Annotated in this window: 18 protein-coding genes; 16 read left to right on the plus strand and 2 right to left on the minus strand. The window is 70.1% G+C overall.

The annotated features are described in order from the left end of the window. Positions 1 to 547: 547 nt before the first annotated feature. Positions 548 to 1,684 carry an acyltransferase gene (locus EIZ45_RS45400; RefSeq protein ID WP_240690958.1) on the plus strand — a complete coding sequence of 379 codons (1,137 nt, stop codon included), beginning with the start codon at positions 548 to 550 and terminating at the stop codon, positions 1,682 to 1,684. A 12-nt stretch (positions 1,685 to 1,696) separates the two neighbouring features. Here EIZ45_RS45400 and EIZ45_RS45405 read toward each other — a convergent pair whose 3' ends face one another. Then, positions 1,697 to 2,914 carry an FAD-dependent monooxygenase gene (locus EIZ45_RS45405; protein WP_205670328.1) on the minus strand — a complete coding sequence of 406 codons (1,218 nt, stop codon included), beginning with the start codon at positions 2,912 to 2,914 and terminating at the stop codon, positions 1,697 to 1,699. Between the two features lie 338 nt (positions 2,915 to 3,252). Then, on the minus strand, positions 3,253 to 3,528 hold the full coding sequence (locus EIZ45_RS45410; RefSeq protein ID WP_037815567.1) for a YggT family protein: 276 nt from the start codon (positions 3,526 to 3,528) through the stop codon (positions 3,253 to 3,255). 145 nt (positions 3,529 to 3,673) lie between these two features. On the opposite strand from EIZ45_RS45410, the gene EIZ45_RS45415 reads away from it, so the two are divergent. From EIZ45_RS45415 to EIZ45_RS45475, 15 genes are all read left to right on the plus strand, one after another. Next, positions 3,674 to 5,374, plus strand: coding sequence for an IlvD/Edd family dehydratase (locus tag EIZ45_RS45415; protein WP_134670330.1), 1,701 nt, complete (start codon positions 3,674 to 3,676; stop codon positions 5,372 to 5,374). Then, a complete protein-coding gene (locus EIZ45_RS45420) occupies positions 5,374 to 6,207 on the plus strand; it encodes a fumarylacetoacetate hydrolase family protein (protein ID WP_134670332.1) in 834 nt (277 codons plus the stop codon). The genes EIZ45_RS45415 and EIZ45_RS45420 overlap by 1 nt, the downstream gene beginning before the upstream one ends. Positions 6,208 to 6,293: 86 nt before the next feature. Continuing rightward, entirely contained in the window at positions 6,294 to 7,598 is a 1,305-nt protein-coding gene (locus tag EIZ45_RS45425; RefSeq protein WP_167756732.1) for an alginate lyase family protein, read from the plus strand. A 105-nt stretch (positions 7,599 to 7,703) separates the two neighbouring features. After that, positions 7,704 to 7,988: an isoamylase early set domain-containing protein gene (locus EIZ45_RS45430; RefSeq protein ID WP_134670334.1), complete on the plus strand. Its 285-nt coding sequence runs from the start codon at positions 7,704 to 7,706 to the stop codon at positions 7,986 to 7,988. 663 nt (positions 7,989 to 8,651) lie between these two features. Further along, complete coding sequence (locus tag EIZ45_RS45435; RefSeq protein WP_134670336.1) at positions 8,652 to 9,266, plus strand: TetR/AcrR family transcriptional regulator; 615 nt, start codon at positions 8,652 to 8,654, stop codon at positions 9,264 to 9,266. Between the two features lies 1 nt (position 9,267). Then, positions 9,268 to 9,930 (plus strand): enoyl-CoA hydratase/isomerase family protein, encoded by a 663-nt coding sequence (locus EIZ45_RS45440; protein ID WP_037815577.1) that lies wholly within the window; start codon positions 9,268 to 9,270, stop codon positions 9,928 to 9,930. A gap of 128 nt (positions 9,931 to 10,058) precedes the next feature. Then, positions 10,059 to 10,526, plus strand: coding sequence for a CrcB family protein (locus EIZ45_RS45445; protein WP_134670338.1), 468 nt, complete (start codon positions 10,059 to 10,061; stop codon positions 10,524 to 10,526). Further along, a complete protein-coding gene (crcB, locus tag EIZ45_RS45450; protein ID WP_037815581.1) occupies positions 10,526 to 10,894 on the plus strand; it encodes a fluoride efflux transporter CrcB in 369 nt (122 codons plus the stop codon). The genes EIZ45_RS45445 and crcB overlap by 1 nt, the downstream gene beginning before the upstream one ends. A gap of 113 nt (positions 10,895 to 11,007) precedes the next feature. Continuing rightward, the gene (locus tag EIZ45_RS45455; RefSeq protein WP_134670340.1) at positions 11,008 to 12,333 is read left to right on the plus strand and encodes a cytosine permease; all 1,326 of its coding nucleotides are present in this window, start codon (positions 11,008 to 11,010) and stop codon (positions 12,331 to 12,333) included. 27 nt (positions 12,334 to 12,360) lie between these two features. Then, positions 12,361 to 13,911 (plus strand): hydantoinase/oxoprolinase N-terminal domain-containing protein, encoded by a 1,551-nt coding sequence (locus EIZ45_RS45460; RefSeq protein WP_037815583.1) that lies wholly within the window; start codon positions 12,361 to 12,363, stop codon positions 13,909 to 13,911. A 3-nt stretch (positions 13,912 to 13,914) separates the two neighbouring features. Further along, positions 13,915 to 14,985, plus strand: a complete 1,071-nt coding sequence (locus EIZ45_RS45465; RefSeq protein WP_134670342.1) for a DUF917 domain-containing protein — start codon at positions 13,915 to 13,917, stop codon at positions 14,983 to 14,985. Beyond that, positions 14,982 to 16,076: a DUF917 domain-containing protein gene (locus tag EIZ45_RS45470; RefSeq protein ID WP_134670344.1), complete on the plus strand. Its 1,095-nt coding sequence runs from the start codon at positions 14,982 to 14,984 to the stop codon at positions 16,074 to 16,076. Before EIZ45_RS45465 ends, EIZ45_RS45470 begins: the two co-directional genes overlap by 4 nt. Beyond that, positions 16,073 to 16,204: a hypothetical protein gene (locus EIZ45_RS47490; protein WP_255443840.1), complete on the plus strand. Its 132-nt coding sequence runs from the start codon at positions 16,073 to 16,075 to the stop codon at positions 16,202 to 16,204. Before EIZ45_RS45470 ends, EIZ45_RS47490 begins: the two co-directional genes overlap by 4 nt. A 42-nt stretch (positions 16,205 to 16,246) precedes the next feature. After that, positions 16,247 to 16,420: a hypothetical protein gene (locus tag EIZ45_RS46365; RefSeq protein ID WP_167756733.1), complete on the plus strand. Its 174-nt coding sequence runs from the start codon at positions 16,247 to 16,249 to the stop codon at positions 16,418 to 16,420. Positions 16,421 to 16,433: 13 nt separating this feature from the next. Further along, the gene (locus EIZ45_RS45475) at positions 16,434 to 18,059 is read left to right on the plus strand and encodes a recombinase family protein (protein WP_134670346.1); all 1,626 of its coding nucleotides are present in this window, start codon (positions 16,434 to 16,436) and stop codon (positions 18,057 to 18,059) included. The last annotated feature ends 33 nt before the right edge of the window (positions 18,060 to 18,092 follow it).

An 18,092-nucleotide genomic window follows, 5' to 3' on the forward strand; every position in this document is an offset into this window, starting at 1 on the left:
AAATCATCCGTGGCTTACACGGAAATCATGACAGAGCCGAAGCCAGCTTGCCCGGTCGAAGGGCCGGTCGTCCCGGTTCAGCGGAATGCCGGAGCGGGCCGTCGTACGGCGAGGGCGGCACCTCGCAAGCGCCCCCAGCGCTCAACCCCGCGGCGAGCTCGAATCGTCATGCGGTTCGTGGTGCCCGGTCATGACCGGGCACCACGAACAAGACCGATTCAGTCGCGCCGCCGATCCCTCCCCAACACCGCCAACCGCACCGTGCACGGACACCAAGCAAGCATTTGTCCGTCACATCCAACGTGTGAATCCCGTGCCCGCAACCGAAACCCTCTCACTCACCGGAACCCGACACTCCCAGATGACCACCCGTCCCATCCCTCTCCCCGCAAGCCGAACGAGCCGGAAACCTCTCTGCCACCACGGCTTTCCCCGCCAGGATCCCCGTCCGAAGACGACGAACCCGCGCCCTGTACCGGAAATGCCCGCCCGCCGTGCCCCAGGGTCCCTCCCCACCGTGCGAAGCCGACCAGTTACGGTGGCGCGCGTGTCCTCGTTCCGTCCGGTGAGTGTGTCTTCGGGGAACCGGCGGATCAGCTGGGACCTCGTGCGCGGCGGGTGCGTCGTGCTGGTGCTGCTGTACCACGCGACCTTCATGAGCGTCGTCGTGCATCCCGAGCTCGGGCCGCGGCGGTTCGTGTTCCCGCATCAGATCGGGGCGAGCCTGCTGCTCGTGATTTCCGCGTACTTCGCCGCCGTCACGATCGGGCGCGGGTCTCTCGGCCGGTACTGGTGGGGGCGGATCGCGCGGTTGCTGCCGCCGTTTCTCGCCGCCGTCGTGGCGATCTACTTCGCGCTGCGGTACCTGTCGCCGCCCGGCTGGTTCAGCCCGCGGTTCGGCGACCTCGTCGGCAACCTGCTGATGCTCTGGAACTGGAAGCCCGCCGTCTACCCCTTCCTCGACGGTTCCCACTGGACGATTCCCCTCCAGCTCATGGCGTTCACCGTCGCCGCGCTGCTCTATCGCGGCAGCTGGGGGCACGGCCGCAAGTTCCGCGTCGTCATGTGGGCCGCCCTGCTCGTCCCGCTCGCGCAGTGGCCGCTGCGTATCTCCGGTCCGCCCGAGTGGTACCGGGTCATTGTCGACGGCTTCGGCTTCCACCGCTGGCACCTGTTCGTCGCCGGCATCGCGGTCTGGCTCTGGACGAAGAAACGCGTGTCCACGACCGAATTCGTGCTGCTGGAAGTCCTGTGCGTCACCGCGCACGCCCTGCACGGCGCGGCCGTCACCCCGGCCGGGATCGACGTCGAATGGGGTTCGACGCTCGGCATCGCGACCGGGATCGCGGTGATCTCGCTGGCCGCGGCGGGCCCGGACTGGAACCGGTTCCTCCCGGCGTTCGCCCAGCGCGCGATCACCTGGTTCGCCGGCATCTCCTACGGCGTCTTCCTGATCCACCAGGCCATCGGCTACCTCGTGCTGCACTGGCTGTCCGGCTTCGGCGTCGACCCGCTGCTGCAGACCGCCGCCATGATCACCACCGGCGTCGTCCTCGGCTGGGCCCTCACCCGCCTGGTCGAACGCCCTGTTCACCGCTTCCTCATGCGCGGCTACGACACCTGGACCGCCCGGCGACGCCCCGGCGACGAACCGGTCCCGGTCACCGCGGGCAAGCCCGGCTGACCCCGCGCCGGATCAGTTCCGCGGGCTCGGCCCGGCGTCCGGCACCCCGGCATAGTCGGGCAGCTCGACGCCGTTGATCGCGCGATCGATCAGCGCGGTCAGCGCCTCCATGTCCGGCTCCGGGGCCGGTTCGGCGTCCGGCCGCGGGACGGCGCGGCTCTCCGCGTGCAACCGCCCGATCTCCTGGTTGGCCTCGACGAACGAGCGCATCCGGGCCTCGTAGCCGGCGAACCCGGCCCCAGGATCCCACTGGGCGGCAGCCAGTTCTCCGGCGAGCAGATAGGCGCCGACCAACGCCAGCCCCGTGCCCGCCCCGGACATCGGCGACGAGCTGTACGCCGCGTCGCCGATCAGCCCTACGCGGCCTTTCGACCAGCGGTCCATTACCACCTGGGCGACCTGGTCGAGGTAGAAGTCCGGGGTGTCGTCCAGGTGCGCGAGGATGCGCGGCGCGAGCCAGCCCAGCCCGGCCGTCTGCTCGCGCAGCAGGCGTTTCTGCCCCTCGACGTCGCGGTAGTCGACCTCGAATCCGGCCGCGGGGAAGGTGAACATGGCCATCGCCCTCGTGGCGTCCCGGATCGGCCGCAGACCGACGGCCCGCGCGGACTCCTGGTCCTGGTACTCGATGAACCAGCGGTCCAGCCCGAACTCGTTGGGCACGCTGTAGAAGGCCAGCACGAGCCCGAGATGCCGGACGAACTTCTCGCGCGGCCCGAACACCGCCGCGCGCAGTGCCGAGTGCAGCCCGTCCGCCCCGATCACCAGGTCGAAGCGCCGCTGCCCGCCGCTCGCGAAGGTGACGTCGACGCCGTCCGCGCCCTGGACGAGATCGGCGATCCGGTCGCCGAAGACGTACTCGACGCCGGCGCGGGTGTCGTCGTAAAGGACCTGGGACAGGTCTCCGCGCAGGATCTCGATTTCCGCGATGTACCCGTCGCCGCCGTCGTCGTCGGCGCGGTAGGTTTCCAGCACCTTCCCGTCGACGTCCACGGTGTGCGCACCCGCGGTGTCCGTGCGGGCCGCGCGCACCGCCTCATCCAGCCCCATCCGCCGGATGACCTCCTTGGCCACCCCGCGCGCATCGACCGCCTGACCGCCGGGACGCAAGCCAGGAGCCCGCTCCACCACGGTCACCTCGGCTCCCCGCCGACGCAGCCAATGGGCCAACGCAGGCCCCGCGACACTCGCTCCGGCCACCAACACCCTGCTACCGCTCACCGCGGCCCCCATCGCCTCCGGATGACGGTGTGGAGTCTACGGCGAGAGACGCCCGCGCAGGCGCTCCGCAGTCATCGAGGGCGGGCGGCCGGGGTGCCGCGATCGAGGGGCGACACGGGGTTGCCAGGCCGCGAAGCTGTCAACCCGCGAAGTTGCCAGGCGGCGACGGCTCCAGGCTGCGACGGCGCGAGCCCGCAGAGGTGCCAGGCCGCAAAGACACCAGGCGGCCAAGGCACCAACCCTCGAAGTCACCAGCCCCGCCAAGGAACCAACCCGAGAAGGTGTCAGCCTGCCGAGGTGCCAGCCCACGGCGGCATCAACCCGGCTATCAGCTCGCGAACCCCACGCCCCTACAACGCGAACGCGATGCCCCGCACCACCAGCGCCGCGAAGAACACCACCGTGAACGCCAGGTCGAACCCGACCCCGCCCGCCCGTACCGGCGGCAGCACCCGGCGCACCGGGGCGATCACCGGTTCGGTGGCCCGGTGGCTGATCCGGCGAACCTGGCCGAGCCACGCGGGCCCGGTCGCGACCAGGCGGGTCCAGTCCAGGACCATCCGCACCACCAGCACCACGATGAACACGGTCAGGACGTACCCGACCAGGGTCCCGATCAGGCTCATCGCACACCTCGCGTCTCCGGCAACGTTCTCACCCCTTCCAACGTCCGGCGGTCCCGCGAAGTGTCCGGTTCACCGGATTTCTCAGCCGATTGCCAGGATCCGCCCGATCGGGTATCGAGGAGGGTTCCGGGGAAGGGAGCGGCGGGTGCGCAGTGCGGCGTGGTTCGGGGCGTCCGGCCGGGCGGGGATGATCCACCGCTCGTGGATGCGGTCCCAGGGCTTCGGCCCGGAGGTGTTCGACGGCAGGCCGGTGATCGGGATCGCGGTGAGCGCTTCCGAGCTGGCCCCGTGCAACGTCCACCTCGACCGGGTCGCCGAGGCGGTCAAGCGCGGCGTCTGGCAGGCGGGCGGCTTCCCGCTCGCGTTCCCCACGATGGCGACCGGCGAGACGCTCATGCGCCCCACCGCGATGCTCTACCGCAACCTGATGGCGATGGAGGTCGAGGAGCTGATCCGCGCCAACCCGCTCGACGGCGTCGTCCTGCTTTCCGGCTGCGACAAGACGACCCCGGCGATGCTGATGGGCGCGGCGAGCGTCGACCTGCCCGCGGTGATGGTCACCGGCGGCCCGATGCTCAACGGCAAGTTCCGCGGCGGCGACGTCGGCTCGGGCACGCACGTCTGGAAGTTCGAGGAGGAGCGCAAAGCCGGCCGGATGACCGAGGAGGAGTGCTTCTTCGCCGAAGGCTGCATGGCCCGCTCGAACGGCCACTGCATGACCATGGGCACCGCCTCGACGATGGCCTGTCTCGCCGAAGCGCTCGGCATGCAGCTGCCCGGTTCGGCGACCTGGCCCGCGGTCGACGCGCGGCGGTTCGAGACCGCGCAGGCGGCCGGGCAGCGGATTGTCGCGATGGTGCGGGAAGACCTGCGCCCGTCCGGGATCCTGACTCGCGCGGCGTTCGAGAACGCGATCCGTGTCAACGCGGCGATCGGCGGGTCCACCAACGCGATCGTGCACCTTCTCGCGCTGGCCGGGCGCGTCGGTGTCCCGCTCGCGATGGGCGACTTCGACGAGCTGGGCCGAGCCGTCCCCACGTTGGTGAACCTGATGCCGTCGGGGAAGTTCCTGATGGAGGATTTCTGTTACGCGGGAGGGGTTCCCGTGGTGCTGACGAGGCTCGCCGAAGCCGGGCTGCTGCACACCGACGTCCGCACGGTCGCCGGAAAGACGAGAGAGCCCGCGGAGTGCTGGAACGACGAGGTGATCACGACTGTCGACGCGCCGTTCCAGCCGCCCGGCACCGGAACCGCTGTGCTCACCGGGAATCTCGCCCCGGAAGGCGCGGTGCTGAAGCAGTCGGCCGCGTCGCCGGCGCTGCTCGCGCACACCGGCCCGGCGCTGGTCTTCGACACGGCCGAGGACTACCACCGCGTCGCCGACGACCCGGACCTGCCGGTCACCCCTGAAACGATCCTCGTGATCCGCGGCGCGGGCCCGAAGGGCTACCCGGGCATGCCGGAGGTGGCGAACGTCCCGGTGCCGAAGAAGCTGATCGAACGGGGGATCACCGACGTGGTGCGGATCTGCGACGGCCGGATGTCCGGCACCGGCTACGGCACGGTCGTGCTGCACGTGAGCCCGGAATCGGCGGTCGGCGGCCCGCTCGCGCTGGTCCGCACCGGCGACCGGATCACGCTCGACACCCCGGCGCGCCGGCTGACCCTGCACGTGTCCGACGAGGAACTCGCCGACCGCCGCGCCGCGTGGACGCCGCCCGAAAGCCCATACCGCAGCGGGTACACCTGGCTTTACCGCGAGCACGTCACCCAGGCCCACCTCGGCGCGGACTTCGATTTCCTGCACGGCACCCGCGGTTCGGCCGTGCCGAGGGATTCGCACTGATGCGCCGCCTCCTGAAAACCGCCGCGGGCTGGCAGATCACCGACGGCGACTCCGCCGGCGCGCTCCCGCCCGGGACAACGCTCGGTTCGCTGCTGACCCTGTCTGCCGAAGACTTCGCCGAAGCGTTGGCAATCGAACTGACGCCGGGAGAACCGGGCGAGCCGCGAGCGCCGGTCGACGACGACACCGAGGTGTGGGCCGCCGGAGTCACCTACGAGGTGTCGCGCGAGGCGCGGATGGAGGAGAGCGGCGACGCGGACGTCTACGCGCGGGTGTACGAAGCGGAACGTCCGGAGCTGTTCTTCAAGAGCGTCGGGCGCCGCGTGCGCGGGCCGGGGGAGCCGATCGGCGTCCGCGAAGATTCCACTTGGGACGTTCCGGAACCCGAATTGGCGTTGGTGTGCAACGCGAATGCGGAGATCGTCGGCTACACGATCGTCAACGACGTGAGTTCGCGCAGCATCGAAGGCGAGAACCCGCTGTACCTGCCGCAGGCCAAGATGTACCGCGGCTCGTGCGCGGCCGGGCCGTGGATCGTGCCCGCGCAAGACATCCCGGATCCGTACGCGCTCGGCATCACCGTGTCGATCCACCGCGCCGGAGGGCTGCTCTGGGCAGGGGAGACGTCCACCGCGCGGCTGCACCGCCGGTTCACGGATCTGGTCGCGTGGCTCTATCGCGGCGACGTTTTCCCGCGCGGAGCCGTCCTGGCCACCGGTACATCCGCCGTTCCCGGCCCGGACGTCACGCTCGAGGCAGACGACGAGGTCGCCATCATGATCGAGGGCGTCGGCGCCCTCCGGAACCCGGTCCGGCGCGGCCGGTCCGCCTGACCTCCTCTTGACGCGGCCCGCGCGTTCGGCTATTCAATCTCAGTTCACATATCTGTGGAGTATTCATATTCTTGAACGGAGTTGCGGTGCTGCCTCCTTCCCGGTCTTCCCGTCCGCGTCGTCTCGCGGCGGTTCTCGCGACGGTCGCGGGGCTGCTCGCGTCCACTGCCGGAGCGGCGATCGCCGCGCCCGCGCCGAGGCCGTGTTCGTTCGTCTGCGTGCCGGACACTGTGGTGCTCGACGGCCTGCACCTAGCAGGCAACAAGATCGGCCTGATGGCCGGGAACCCGACGCTGCGCACGTCGCTGTCGAACCTGCTGAAGCAGGCCGACGACGCGCTGACCAAGGGCCCGTGGACGGTCGTCGACAAGGAGCGCGTCCCGCCGAGCGGCGACAAGCACGACTACCTCAGCCTCGCCCCGTACTACTGGCCGAGCCAGCCGAAAACGCCGGAAAACCCGCAGGGCTGCCCGTACGTCGACCGCGACGGCCAGGTCAACCCCGAGATGAAGAACGTGCCGGACAAGGCCGAGCGGCTCGTCGCGTTCAACTCGATCTACCAGCTTTCGCTCGCCTGGTACTACACCGGCAAGGCCGAGTACGCCCAGCGCGCCGCGCTCGACCTGCGCACCTGGTTCCTCGACGCGGCAACGAAAATGAACCCGAACCTGAATTTCGCGCAGGGCATCCCGTGCAAGACTGACGGGCGCGGGATCGGCATCATCGAGTTCTCCTACACCTTCACCCAGGTCCTCGACGCCGCGCGGATCCTCGAAGCCGGCGCGCCCGGCTGGACGAAGGCCGACGGCAAAGCGTTCCGCGGCTGGTCGGCCGACTTCCTGACCTGGTTGCGCACCAGCAAGAACGGCACCGACGAGGCGAAAGCGACCAACAACCACGGCACCTTCTACGACCTGCTGACCGCGGCGACCGCGAGCTACGTCGGCCAGCGCGACCTGGCCCGCACGATCGTCCGCGACTCCGGCAAGGCCCGGATCGACCACCAGATCGCCGCGGACGGCGGACAGCCCGAGGAATCCACCCGCACGCGGACGTACCACTACCACACGTTCAACCTGGTCGCGCTGACTCGCCTGGCGCAACTGGGCAAGCACCTGGGCGTCAACCTGTGGGCATATCGGAATCCGCAGGGCGGCAGCATTTTCGCCGCCGTCGACCACCTGCTCCCGGCGGCGACCGGGGCCGCGCCGTGGCCGTTGCCGGACATCCACTTCATCCAGTACGCCGCCCTCGACAGCGTGCACGCCGCCGCCGACGCGGGGGACTGGAAGGCCCGTGCCGCGGTCGGCCGCATCCCGGCCCCGCCCGGCGGCGACCTGTTCCCGGTGCGCCCGGCGGCCGAGCAGCTGGACGACGTTTCCACCACCTGAGCCCGCTTTTCACCCGGACGCGGCACCCGCCGCGTCCGGGTTCCCGGCGGCGGTCATGGAACGATTCAGAAGGACCGATTCGCCGGAACGGGAAAGGGAAACGCCGTGATCAAGACCAGCCGGAGCAACGGCTCCGGGGCCCGGCGGGTGACGTTCGTCCTGCCGCTCGACACCCCGCCCGGCCCGGTGAGCGTGGTCGGCGACTTCAACGACTGGCAGCCCGGACGCCACGAACTCCGCAAACGCTCGAACGGCACGCGCTCGGCCGCGGTGGAAGTCCCGCCGGGCGCCCGGATCCGCTTCCGCTACCTGGCAGACGGCGGCCGCTGGCTGGACGACCCGGACGCCACTGCCCGCGACGGGCGGGATTGCCTGTACGTCGCGGATTGACCCGGCCCGCGGGGCGCGGTCGGTTGCGGCGAATGCGGCTCGGTTCCCGCGAAGGGGCGGGGGATCGCACTCTGCTTGCCGGACGGGGTTGCTTGTACGTCGCGGGCTGATTCGGCCTGCGTGGCGGGCGCGGGGGTTGCTGCGAATGCGGTCGGCTCCCGCGAACGGGGTGGGGGCCGCGCTCTGCTCGGCGAACGGGGCTGCCTGTACATCGCGGACTGGCCCGGTCTGTGCGGCGGGGCGCGGGCGGTTGCGGCGAATGCGGCTCGGCTCCCGCGAACGGGGCGGGGAATCACGCCCTGCTCGGTGAGCAGCCGAAGGTTGCTTCGCGCGTGGGGCGATTCCTCGGCGCCGGACAAGGTTCCCAGCGGTGAACGCTCGTTCCGGAGCGACGTTTCCCCGGGGCGACCTTTGCCCCCGGGGGAGCGACGCTGTGACGCGTGCCCCGGCGAGTGGCTCGTGCGGCGCGCATCAGGCGAACGCCTGAGCAGCCCCCGGCAAGGCTGGGCCCGCAGCGATGGCCCCAACGAAAGTTATGCGGCGATCCTCGCGTGCGTCTCACGCGCGTTTAAGCCGGTGAGAACCAGCACCCCCAAGCACGAACCCTGAGCCGCACCTCACCCCGCCCTAGTTTTGGAGCATCCGCTCCATTACCATCCACCCATGCCCCGCCCCCGGATCCACGATCCCGAGCTGATCCTCGACACCGCCGAGCGCCTCATCGCCGACCTCGGTCCCGAGGCGCTCACCGTCCGGCGGCTCGCGCTGGAGGCAGGCGTCCCGAACAGCACGATCTACCACGCCTTCACCAATCTCCCCGCCCTGATCGGCCGGACCTGGCTCCGCGCCGCCACCTTCTTCCTCGACGAACAAGAACGGCTGGTCGACGAAGCCGCCGACCCGATCGAAGCAGTGGTCGCAGCGGCCGACACCCCAGCCGTAGTAGCCGACGCACGACCGGACGCCGCGCGGATGATGATCGCCGTCCCCTCGAAGCGCGTGCTGGGGCCGCAGCTTCCGGACGACGTAGCGGAAGCCTTGCACGCCTTGGACAAACGCCTCGTCCGCCTCTTGGTCCGCCTCGCCCGCCAGCTCTGGAACCGCGGCGACGGGCAAGCCGTAGAAGTCATCACCGCCTGCGTCGTGGACCTCCCGACGGCCCTGCTCCGCCGCGAACTCGCCACCGGTCCCGCCAGCAGGGAAAGCCGGGAACGGCTGGCCGCGGCGGTCCGCGCGATCCTCGCACTCCAACCCCCGGAAAAGTCCAGAAAGGACTGAAATGCCCACCCTCACCACCACCGGCGCCGTCCACGTTCTCGACTTCGGCGCCGACGAAAACCGTTTCGCCCCAACGTGGCTGGAGGAAGTCCACGCGCACCTCGACACGGTCACCGCGGGCAAGGAACCCGCCGCGCTCGTCACGATCGGCAGCGGCAAGTACTACTCCAACGGCCTCGACCTCGACTGGCTCACCAGCCACCCCGGCGACGCGGGCAAATACGTGACCAGCATCCACGAACTCCTCGCCCGCGTGCTCGCCCTCCCGGTCCCGACGATCGCGGCGGTCAACGGGCACGCTTTCGGCGGTGGCGCGATGCTCGCGATGGCTCACGATTTCCGCGTCATGCGCGAGGACCGCGGCTACTTCTGCTTCCCCGAGGCCGACATCAACCTCCCCTTCACGCCAGGGATGGCCGCGCTCGTCCAGGCGAAGCTCACCCCGGCCGCCGCAGTCGCGTCGATGACCACTGGGAGCCGGTTCGGCGGTCCGCAAGCGAAGGCGCTCGGCCTGGTCGACGCGACCGCCGCGCTGGACGACCTGCGGACGGCCGCGGTCGACCGGGTCGCTCCGCTCGCGGGCAAGGACCGCGGCACGCTCGGGGCGATCAAGTCCACTATGTTCGGTCCGGCGCTGACCGCGTTGCGGGAGGCGGGGAACTGATCGGGTAGGCTCGCGTACGCGCGGCGGTGGGGCTCGCCGCTCCGGGAATCGCCCGGACAACCGCGGCCGGGGGCCGCCAACAGTCCCTACTCGAACGGTGACGCGTGTCCGTGGAGTAGGAGAAGACTGTGCCTGAAGAACCTCTCGACCCCGACGTCGACCTCCGGGATCCCGTGCAGCAACGCGAACTCGTCCGGCACCACGTGTCGGTGCTCGGGGTGATCGCGCTCGGCGGCGGGCTCGGCGCGCTGGCCCGCTACGGCCTCGCGCAGGCCCTTCCCACCGAGACCGGCGGCTTCCCGTGGGCGACCTTCTGGACGAACGTCGCCGGCTGCTTCCTCATCGGCGTGCTGATGGTGCTGGTCACCGAGGCGTGGTCGGCGCACCGGCTGGTGCGGCCGTTCCTCGGCGTCGGCGTCCTCGGCGGCTTCACCACTTTCTCCACGTACGCGGTCGAAGCGCGCAACCTGCTGCGGCCGGACACCGTGCCGCTCGCCTTCGGCTATCTCGGCGGAACGCTCGCCGCCGCGCTGCTCGCCGTCCTGCTGGGGCACGCGATCACCCGCAAGCTGGTCCCGGTGGAGGTGGCTGTCTGATGACCGTCCTCCTCGTCTTCCTCGGCGCCGCGGTCGGAGCACCGATGCGGTACCTGACCGACCGGGCCGTCCAGTCCCGGCACCAGAGCCTGTTCCCGTGGGGCACGTTCACCGTCAACCTGATCGGCTGTGTCCTGCTCGGCGGGCTCGCCGGTGCCGGGACTGCGCTGCCCGCGGCGGTTTACTCGCTGCTCGGCACCGGATTCTGCGGCGCGCTCACGACGTACAGCACGTTCAGCTACGAAACCGTCCGGCTGGTCGAGCGCCAGTCGTACTTCGCCGCGGCGGCGAACGTGGTCGTCAGCGTCGCGGCGGGCGTCGGCGCGGCGGCGTTCGCGTATGAGGCTGTCCACGCCTTGGTCGGGTAAGAGTGCGGGTTGCACAGCCGGATGGTCCAGGCTGTGCAGATCGCACGGTGACCTCGCCGGAGCTGCTGCTTACCGTGCTGGGAACCGTTCCCCTCCAGGATGAGGAGGTCGCCATGGCCTCGGCTGTCGGTGTCGACGATTACGCGCTGACCAGGGTGCCCGATTCCGCCCGTTACTCGTGGTGGTCGGTCGCTGTGCAGCGGTTCGGCCAGGTTTCCGCGCTGTCGCAGTTCCTGCTCGGCGCCACCATCGGCTTCGGGATGAGCTTCTGGAACGCCGTGCTGGCGTTCACGCTCGGTTCGGTCATCCTCGAGCTGATCACCATTCTCGTCGGCGTGATCGGCGTCCGCGAGGGCCTCACCACCTCGATGATCGCGCGCTGGACCGGCTTCGGCCGCGGCGGCTCCGCGCTCATCGGGCTGGCCATCGGGATCAGCCTGATCGGGTGGTTCGGCATCCAGTCCGCGGTGTCCGCGCAGGGTCTCGCCGTGCTGGTCGGCGGACTGCCGGAGTGGGGCTGGGCGCTCGTGTTCGGCCTGGTGGTGACCGCGATCGTGGTCCGCGGCTTCCACTCGATGGCGTGGACGGCGTACCTGATGGTGCCCGCGTTCCTGGTCCTGGTCGGCTGGTCGGTGGTCTCCGAACTGACCCGGCACGACCTCGGCGCGCTCGTGGCGTCCGCGCCGCCCGGCCCGACGCTGTCCCTGCTGCAGGGCACGACGCTGGTCGCGGGCGGGTTCATCGTCGGCGCGGTGATCACGCCGGACATGACCCGGTTCAACCGCACCACCGGCGACGTCGTCAAGCAGACGCTCGTCGGCGTCACCCTCGGCGAGTACGTGATCGGCCTGGCCGGCGTGCTGCTCGCGCACGCGGTCGGCACGGCGCAGATCACCACGATCGTCACGTCGTCGGTCGGCTGGGTCGGGCTGCTGATCGTCATCGCGGGCACGATGAAGATCAACGATTGGAACCTGTACTCGTCCGGGCTCGGCGTCGTGAATTTCATCGGCACCGTCTCCGGGAAACGGGCGCACCGCGGCCTGGTCACCGCCGTGCTCGGCGTGGTGGGCAGCGTGCTCGCCGCGGCCGGGATCCTCTCGAAGTTCACCGATTTCCTGACCGTGCTCGGGGTCGCGTTCCCGCCCATCGCCGGGATCATGGTCGCGGAGTACTTCGTGGTGAAGCAGTGGCGCGGCGACCTGGAGGAGGCCAGGGCGCAGGGCGCGGTGCCCGCCGACGCCCCGGTGTGGGTGCCCGCGACGATCGTCGTCTGGATCGCCGCCGCGCTGTTCGGCGAGTTCGTGGACTGGGGACTGCCCAGCATCAACTCGCTCGTCGTCGCTTTCGTTCTGTACGTGGCCGCCGGGAAGCTCGGCCTGGTCCGCGGGGTCGGCAAGAGCCGGACCGCGGACGCCGAACCGGCCCCGGCCGCCTGATTCCGTCACCTGGAAGGGGATTTCTCCGTGCGCATCGGCATCGACGTCGGCGGGACCAACACCGACGCGGTCCTGCTGGACGGCCGCGAGGTGCTCGCCTCGATCAAGACCAGCACCACCGAGGACGTCACCTCGGGCATCGTCGCCGCGATCGACGGGCTGCAGCGGCAGCGGGCGTTCGACCCGGCCGCGGTGCGGGCGGTCATGATCGGCACCACGCACTTCATCAACGCGCTCGTCGAGGCGCACCGGCTGGCCCCGACCGCGGCGGTGCGGCTCAGCCTGCCCGCCGGCGCGTCGCTGCCGCCGATGGTGGACTGGCCGCAGCGGCTGGTCGACGCGGTGTCCGGGCGCAGCTACCTCGTGCACGGCGGACACGAGTTCGACGGACGCCACATCGCCGAACTGGACGAGAGCGAACTGCGCAAGGCCGCCGACGACATGGGCTCGGCCGGCGTGCGCAGCGTCGCGATCACGTCGGTGTTCTCGCCGGTGAACGCGGAGTTCGAGGCCAGGGCGGCGGAGATCATCTCGTCGCAGCTGCCGGACGTCGCGATCTCGCTGTCCCACGAAATCGGCCGGATCGGGTTGCTGGAGCGGGAAAACGCGACGGTCATCAACGCCGCGCTGCGCGAGCTGGCGGCGCACATCGTGGACGGTCTGGCCGCGTCGGTGACCGGCGCGGGCATCACCGCGCCGCTGTACCTGAGCCAGAACGACGGCACGCTGATGGACGTCGACTTCGCCCGCCGCTACCCGGTGGCGACCTTCGCGTCCGGCCCGACGAACTCGATGCGCGGCGCGGCGGTGCTGTCCGGTTTGGACACGTGCGCGGTGGTCGACGTCGGCGGCACCACGAGCGACGTCGGCGTGCTGCGCCAGGGTTTCCCGCGCGAGGCGACCACGGACGTGAGCGTCGCCGGGATCCGCACGAACTTCCGGATGCCGGACGTCCTTTCGATCGGCATCGGCGGCGGCAGCCGGGTGCGCGGCGACGCGTCCGGCGTGACCGTCGGACCGGATTCCGTCGGCTACGAGCTGACCTCGAAGGCGCTCGTGTTCGGCGGAGACACCTTGACCGCCACGGACATCGCGGTCGCCGCCGGGCGTGCCGAGATCGGCGACCCGGCGCTGGTCGCGCACCTCGACCGGGACTTCGTGCGGGCGGCGCTGGACCGGATCGCGGCGGACGTTTCCGACGTCGTGGACCGGATGCGCACGTCCTCCGAGCCGCTTCCGGTGGTCGCCGTCGGCGGCGGCTCGGTGCTGCTGCCGGACGAGCTGGCCGGTTCCGGCGAGGTCCGCCGGCCGGACCACTACGCGGTGGCCAACGCGATCGGCGCGGCGATCGCGCAGATCGGCGGCGAGGTCGACCGGGTGTACGTGATCGAGCCCGGCCGCCGCGAGGCCGTGGTGGACGAGGCGAAGCAGGAAGCGGTCGACCGCGCGGTGGCCGCCGGGGCGAGCCCGGCGTCCGTCGGCATCGTCGACTTCGACGAGGTGCCGATCCCGTACCTGCCCGGCAACGCGACCCGGATCCGGGTCAAGGCGGTCGGCGACTTGCAGCTGGGGGCGTGAACGATGGCTGAGATTACCGAGAAGGACTTGGACGACATCGCCCGCGGCGCGGCGATCCTCGGCACCGGCGGCGGGGGAGACCCGTACATCGGCCGGCTGCTGGCGCATTCCGCGGTCCGCGAGCACGGTTCGGTGCCGCTGGTGAAACTGTCCGAATTGGACGACGACGCCGTGGTGCTGCCGGTCGCGATGATGGGCGCGCCGACGGTGATGGTGGAGAAACTGCCGTCCGCCGAACAGGTCGGGCTCGCCGCCCGGACACTCGCTACCTATCTGGGCAAGGAACTCACGCACATCGCCTGCGCCGAAGCGGGCGGCGTGAACTCGCTGATCCCGGTCGTCGCGGCGGCCCAGCTCGGCCTGCCGCTCGTGGACGCGGACGGCATGGGCCGCGCGTTCCCGGAGCTGCAGATGGTTTTGCCGACCCTGTACGGAATCCGCGCGACCCCGATGTCCATCGCGGACGAGAAGGGCAACCGCGGCGTACTGGACACTGTGGACAATCACTGGGCGGAGCGGCTGGCCCGGTCGGCGACCATCGACATGGGCTGCTCGGCGATGATCAGCAACTACGCGATGTCCGGCGCGCAGGCCCGCGAATCGATGGTGCCGGGAACGCTGACCTTGTGCGCGGAACTCGGCGCGCTAGTGCGGCAGGCCCGCGAGGAGCACGAGAACCCGGTGGAGCGCGTGGTGGAGCGGCTGCGCGGGCGGACGCTGTTCAGCGGCAAGGTCGTGGACGTCGCCCGCCGCACCGTCACGGGGTTCGCCCGCGGCGAGGCCCGGCTGTCCGGAATGGACGGTGACACCGGCACGGAAATGCTGCTGCGGTTCCAGAACGAGCACCTGGTGGCCGAGGTCGACGGCGAGGTGCGCGCTTCGGTGCCGGACCTGATCTGCACGCTCGACCGCGAATCCGGCGAGGCCGTCACCACCGAAGGCCTGCGCTACGGCCAGCGGGTCACGGTGATCGCGGCTCCGGCGGACCCGCGCTGGCACACCCCGGAAGGCATCGCGCTGGCCGGTCCGCGCTACTTCGGCTATGACCTAGACCCGATCGGGGTTGCGGGATGAGCTGGACCCTGACCGAAGACCACCTCGAGGATCTCGCCCGAGGAGCTGCCGTCCTCGGCACCGGTGGCGGCGGCGACCCGTACGTAGGGCGGCTGCTGGTGCGCGAGGCGATCCGCGAGCACGGACCCGTCACCGTGCTCGACCCAGACGATCTGAACGACGACGCCCTCGTCATCCCGACCGCGCAGATGGGCGCGCCGACCGTCGTGCACGAGAAGCTCCCGAACGGCTCCGAACCCGAGCTTGCCTTGCGGGCGCTGGAAAAACACCTCGGCACGAAGGCCGACGCGACGATGCCGATCGAATGCGGCGGGATCAACTCGATGATCCCGCTGGTCGTCGGCGCACGGCTCGGGTTGCCGGTGGTCGACGCCGACGGCATGGGCCGGGCGTTCCCGGAGCTGCAGATGGAGACGTTCGGCGTGTACGGCGTCCCCGGTTCGCCGATGGGCATCGCCGGAGAACGCGGCGAGACCACGCTGATCGATACCGGTGCCGACAACCGGCGGATGGAATGGCTCGCGCGCGGGATCACCATCCGGCTCGGCGGAGTCGCGCACATCGCCGAGTACTCGATGAGCGGCGCGGACGTCAAACGCACCGCCGTGCCGCGGACGCTCTCGCTCGCACTGAGCGTCGGCCGGGCGATTCGCCTTGCCCGCGAAGAGAACGCCGACCCCGTGGCTGCGCTGGCGACCGCGCTCGGCGACACGTTGTACACGCATCTGCGGGTGTTGTTCCGGGGCAAAGTGTCCGATGTGGAGCGCCGGACCGAAGAAGGATTCGCTAGGGGACGCGCCGCGGCGGTGTCCTTCGACGGCGAGCACAAGCTGGAAATCCTGTTCCAGAACGAGAACCTGGTCGCGCTTGTCGACGGCGAGGTGCGCTGCCTGGTGCCCGACCTGATCTGCGTGCTGGAGGCGGAATCCGCCGAGCCGATCACCACCGAGACGCTGCGCTATGGCCAGCGGGTCACCGTGGTCGGGATTTCGACGCCGCCGCTCATGCGGACTCCGGAGGCGCTGTCCACGTTCGGCCCGTCCGCGTTCGGGCTCGCGCACGAGTTCGTTCCGGTGGAGGTGGCTTCGTGAGTTCGCTCGACGGCCGGGTGGTCGTGGTGCTCGGCGGCGGGTCCGGGATCGGGCTGGAGGTCGCCCGCCGCGCGACGGCGGCGGGCGCGCTCGTCCACCTCGGCGGCCGGACCGGCGACAAGCTCTAGGCCGCCGCGGCGGAGCTCGGTCCGACCGCGACCTGGCAGGCGGTGGACACCACCGACCAGGCGTCGCTGGCTGAGTTCTTCGGCGCGCTCGACCGGGTCGACCACCTGTTCACACCCGCCGCGTCCTACACCGTCGGGCCGATGCGGGACCTGAGCGACGCGGAGGCGGAAAGCCCGTTCGTCACGAAGTTCTGGGGACAGTACCACAGCTATTAGGTAAGCTCCGGGCATGCCCCCGGAAAGATCGCCCCTGGCAGCTGCGTACTACCGGTACAGCCTCGACGGCGGCCGCAGCATCGCACGCCAGCAATCGGAGTCCCGCGCCTGGTCGCGGTCGCACAAGATCCCGCTCCGACCCGAGAACGAGCACCAGGACAACGCGAGCGCCTCCGTGTTCGGGCAGGCAAAAGGAGTCGTCCGCGATGGGTGGGCCGACTTCCTCTCCGACCTAGACACAGGCCGGTTCACGCATGCGCTGCTGTCCGAGGTTTCCCGGGGCACCCGTGAACTGGTGGAGTACCAAGCGCTCGCCCAGATCTGCATCCGTCACCGGGTCCTCATCGTCGCGGACGGCAAGATGTACGACCCGGACGATGCGGGGGACGCATTCCAGCTCGGACTGAACGTCTTGCTGGCCGCGCAGGAATCCCACCGCACCAGCAAACGGGTGCGGAAGGGAGTCGTCACTAGCGTGGCCAATGGACGGCCGCCTGCCGGGCGGACGCCATTCGGGTACTTCCGGCCACTGGTCCCGGACGGCGAACGGGTGAACCAAGTGCCGCATGAGGTGCAGGGGCCGGTGTTCGCCGAGTGCGCTCAGGGCTTCCTGGACGGCAAGATGACCCTTAGCGATGTCGCCCGACGGTTCTCCGAGGTGTCCTCGCGGAAGTGGGACACCAACTCGGTTCGCTACGCGTTCCTGTCGCCGGTGTACATCGGCCGTCGCCCGCTCGAGACCAAGAACGCCCGGGAGTCTGTGCCCGGTTCGTGGGAGCGGCTCATCAGCGATGAACAGCACTACGCCCTCCATGCTGCTCTGGCGGAACCACTAACGAAGCCGCACGGACCGAAGCCCACGCTGCTGTGCACGGGCTGGACAGCCTGCGCCGTGTGCGGCGGACCGCAACGGCGGCGGAAAGACCATTACGTGTGCGGCCGGAAAGGGTGCACCTACTGGCCGCAAGAGTTCGTAGACGCCGCTGTGACGTCGGCTATCTGGTGCGTGGCGTACACGGAATCGATGGCGGGAATCCTGCGCCGTATCGGCGGATTCGACCCGGAGAAGACGACTCAGGACGCATTCCAGGCCGCCAAGTCCAGGCTTGCCGACGCGGAGCGCAACCAATTGGAATTCCAGCAGGAGGCGGCTAAAGCGGGGCTGCCCGCTGCCGTGGTGGTCTCGACGCTTGCCGGGTATGCCGCCGAGGTCAAGACTGCCCAGTCGGCGCTGGCCGAATTGGCAGCCGCACCCGCCGATGACCAGGACGCGGACATTCGGGCCATTGTCGAAGACGTCCGCGAGAGCGCCGCCGAGTGGAATCGGGAGACGGGCGAGAGCCGGGAAATTCTCTGGCAGCTCGACACCAGGATATCCGACATCGTGAGTGACCGCGTGAACGATCTGTGGGACAGCCTCGACCTCGACGGCCGACGGCGCTTGTGCGCCGCGAAGCTGACCGTTGAGCTGAGCAGGGAACCCGGAGCGACCCGCGTCCGGCGCGAGCCGGATCACCGATGGCTGTCGATCGTGCCGAAAGCCACCGGATCGTGGGACGGGTATCTGAAGCCGTCTTGGTGGCCGCGTGAGCCCGTCGAGCCCGGGTGGGAAGAGATCAAACTGCCGGGGGAGAACTAGTGTCCTGCGTCGTAAATTCGTCGCTAGTTAGAC

This window comes from Amycolatopsis sp. CFH S0740 (assembly GCF_004522315.1).
In the GTDB taxonomy this organism is placed as follows: domain Bacteria; phylum Actinomycetota; class Actinomycetes; order Mycobacteriales; family Pseudonocardiaceae; genus Amycolatopsis; species Amycolatopsis nivea.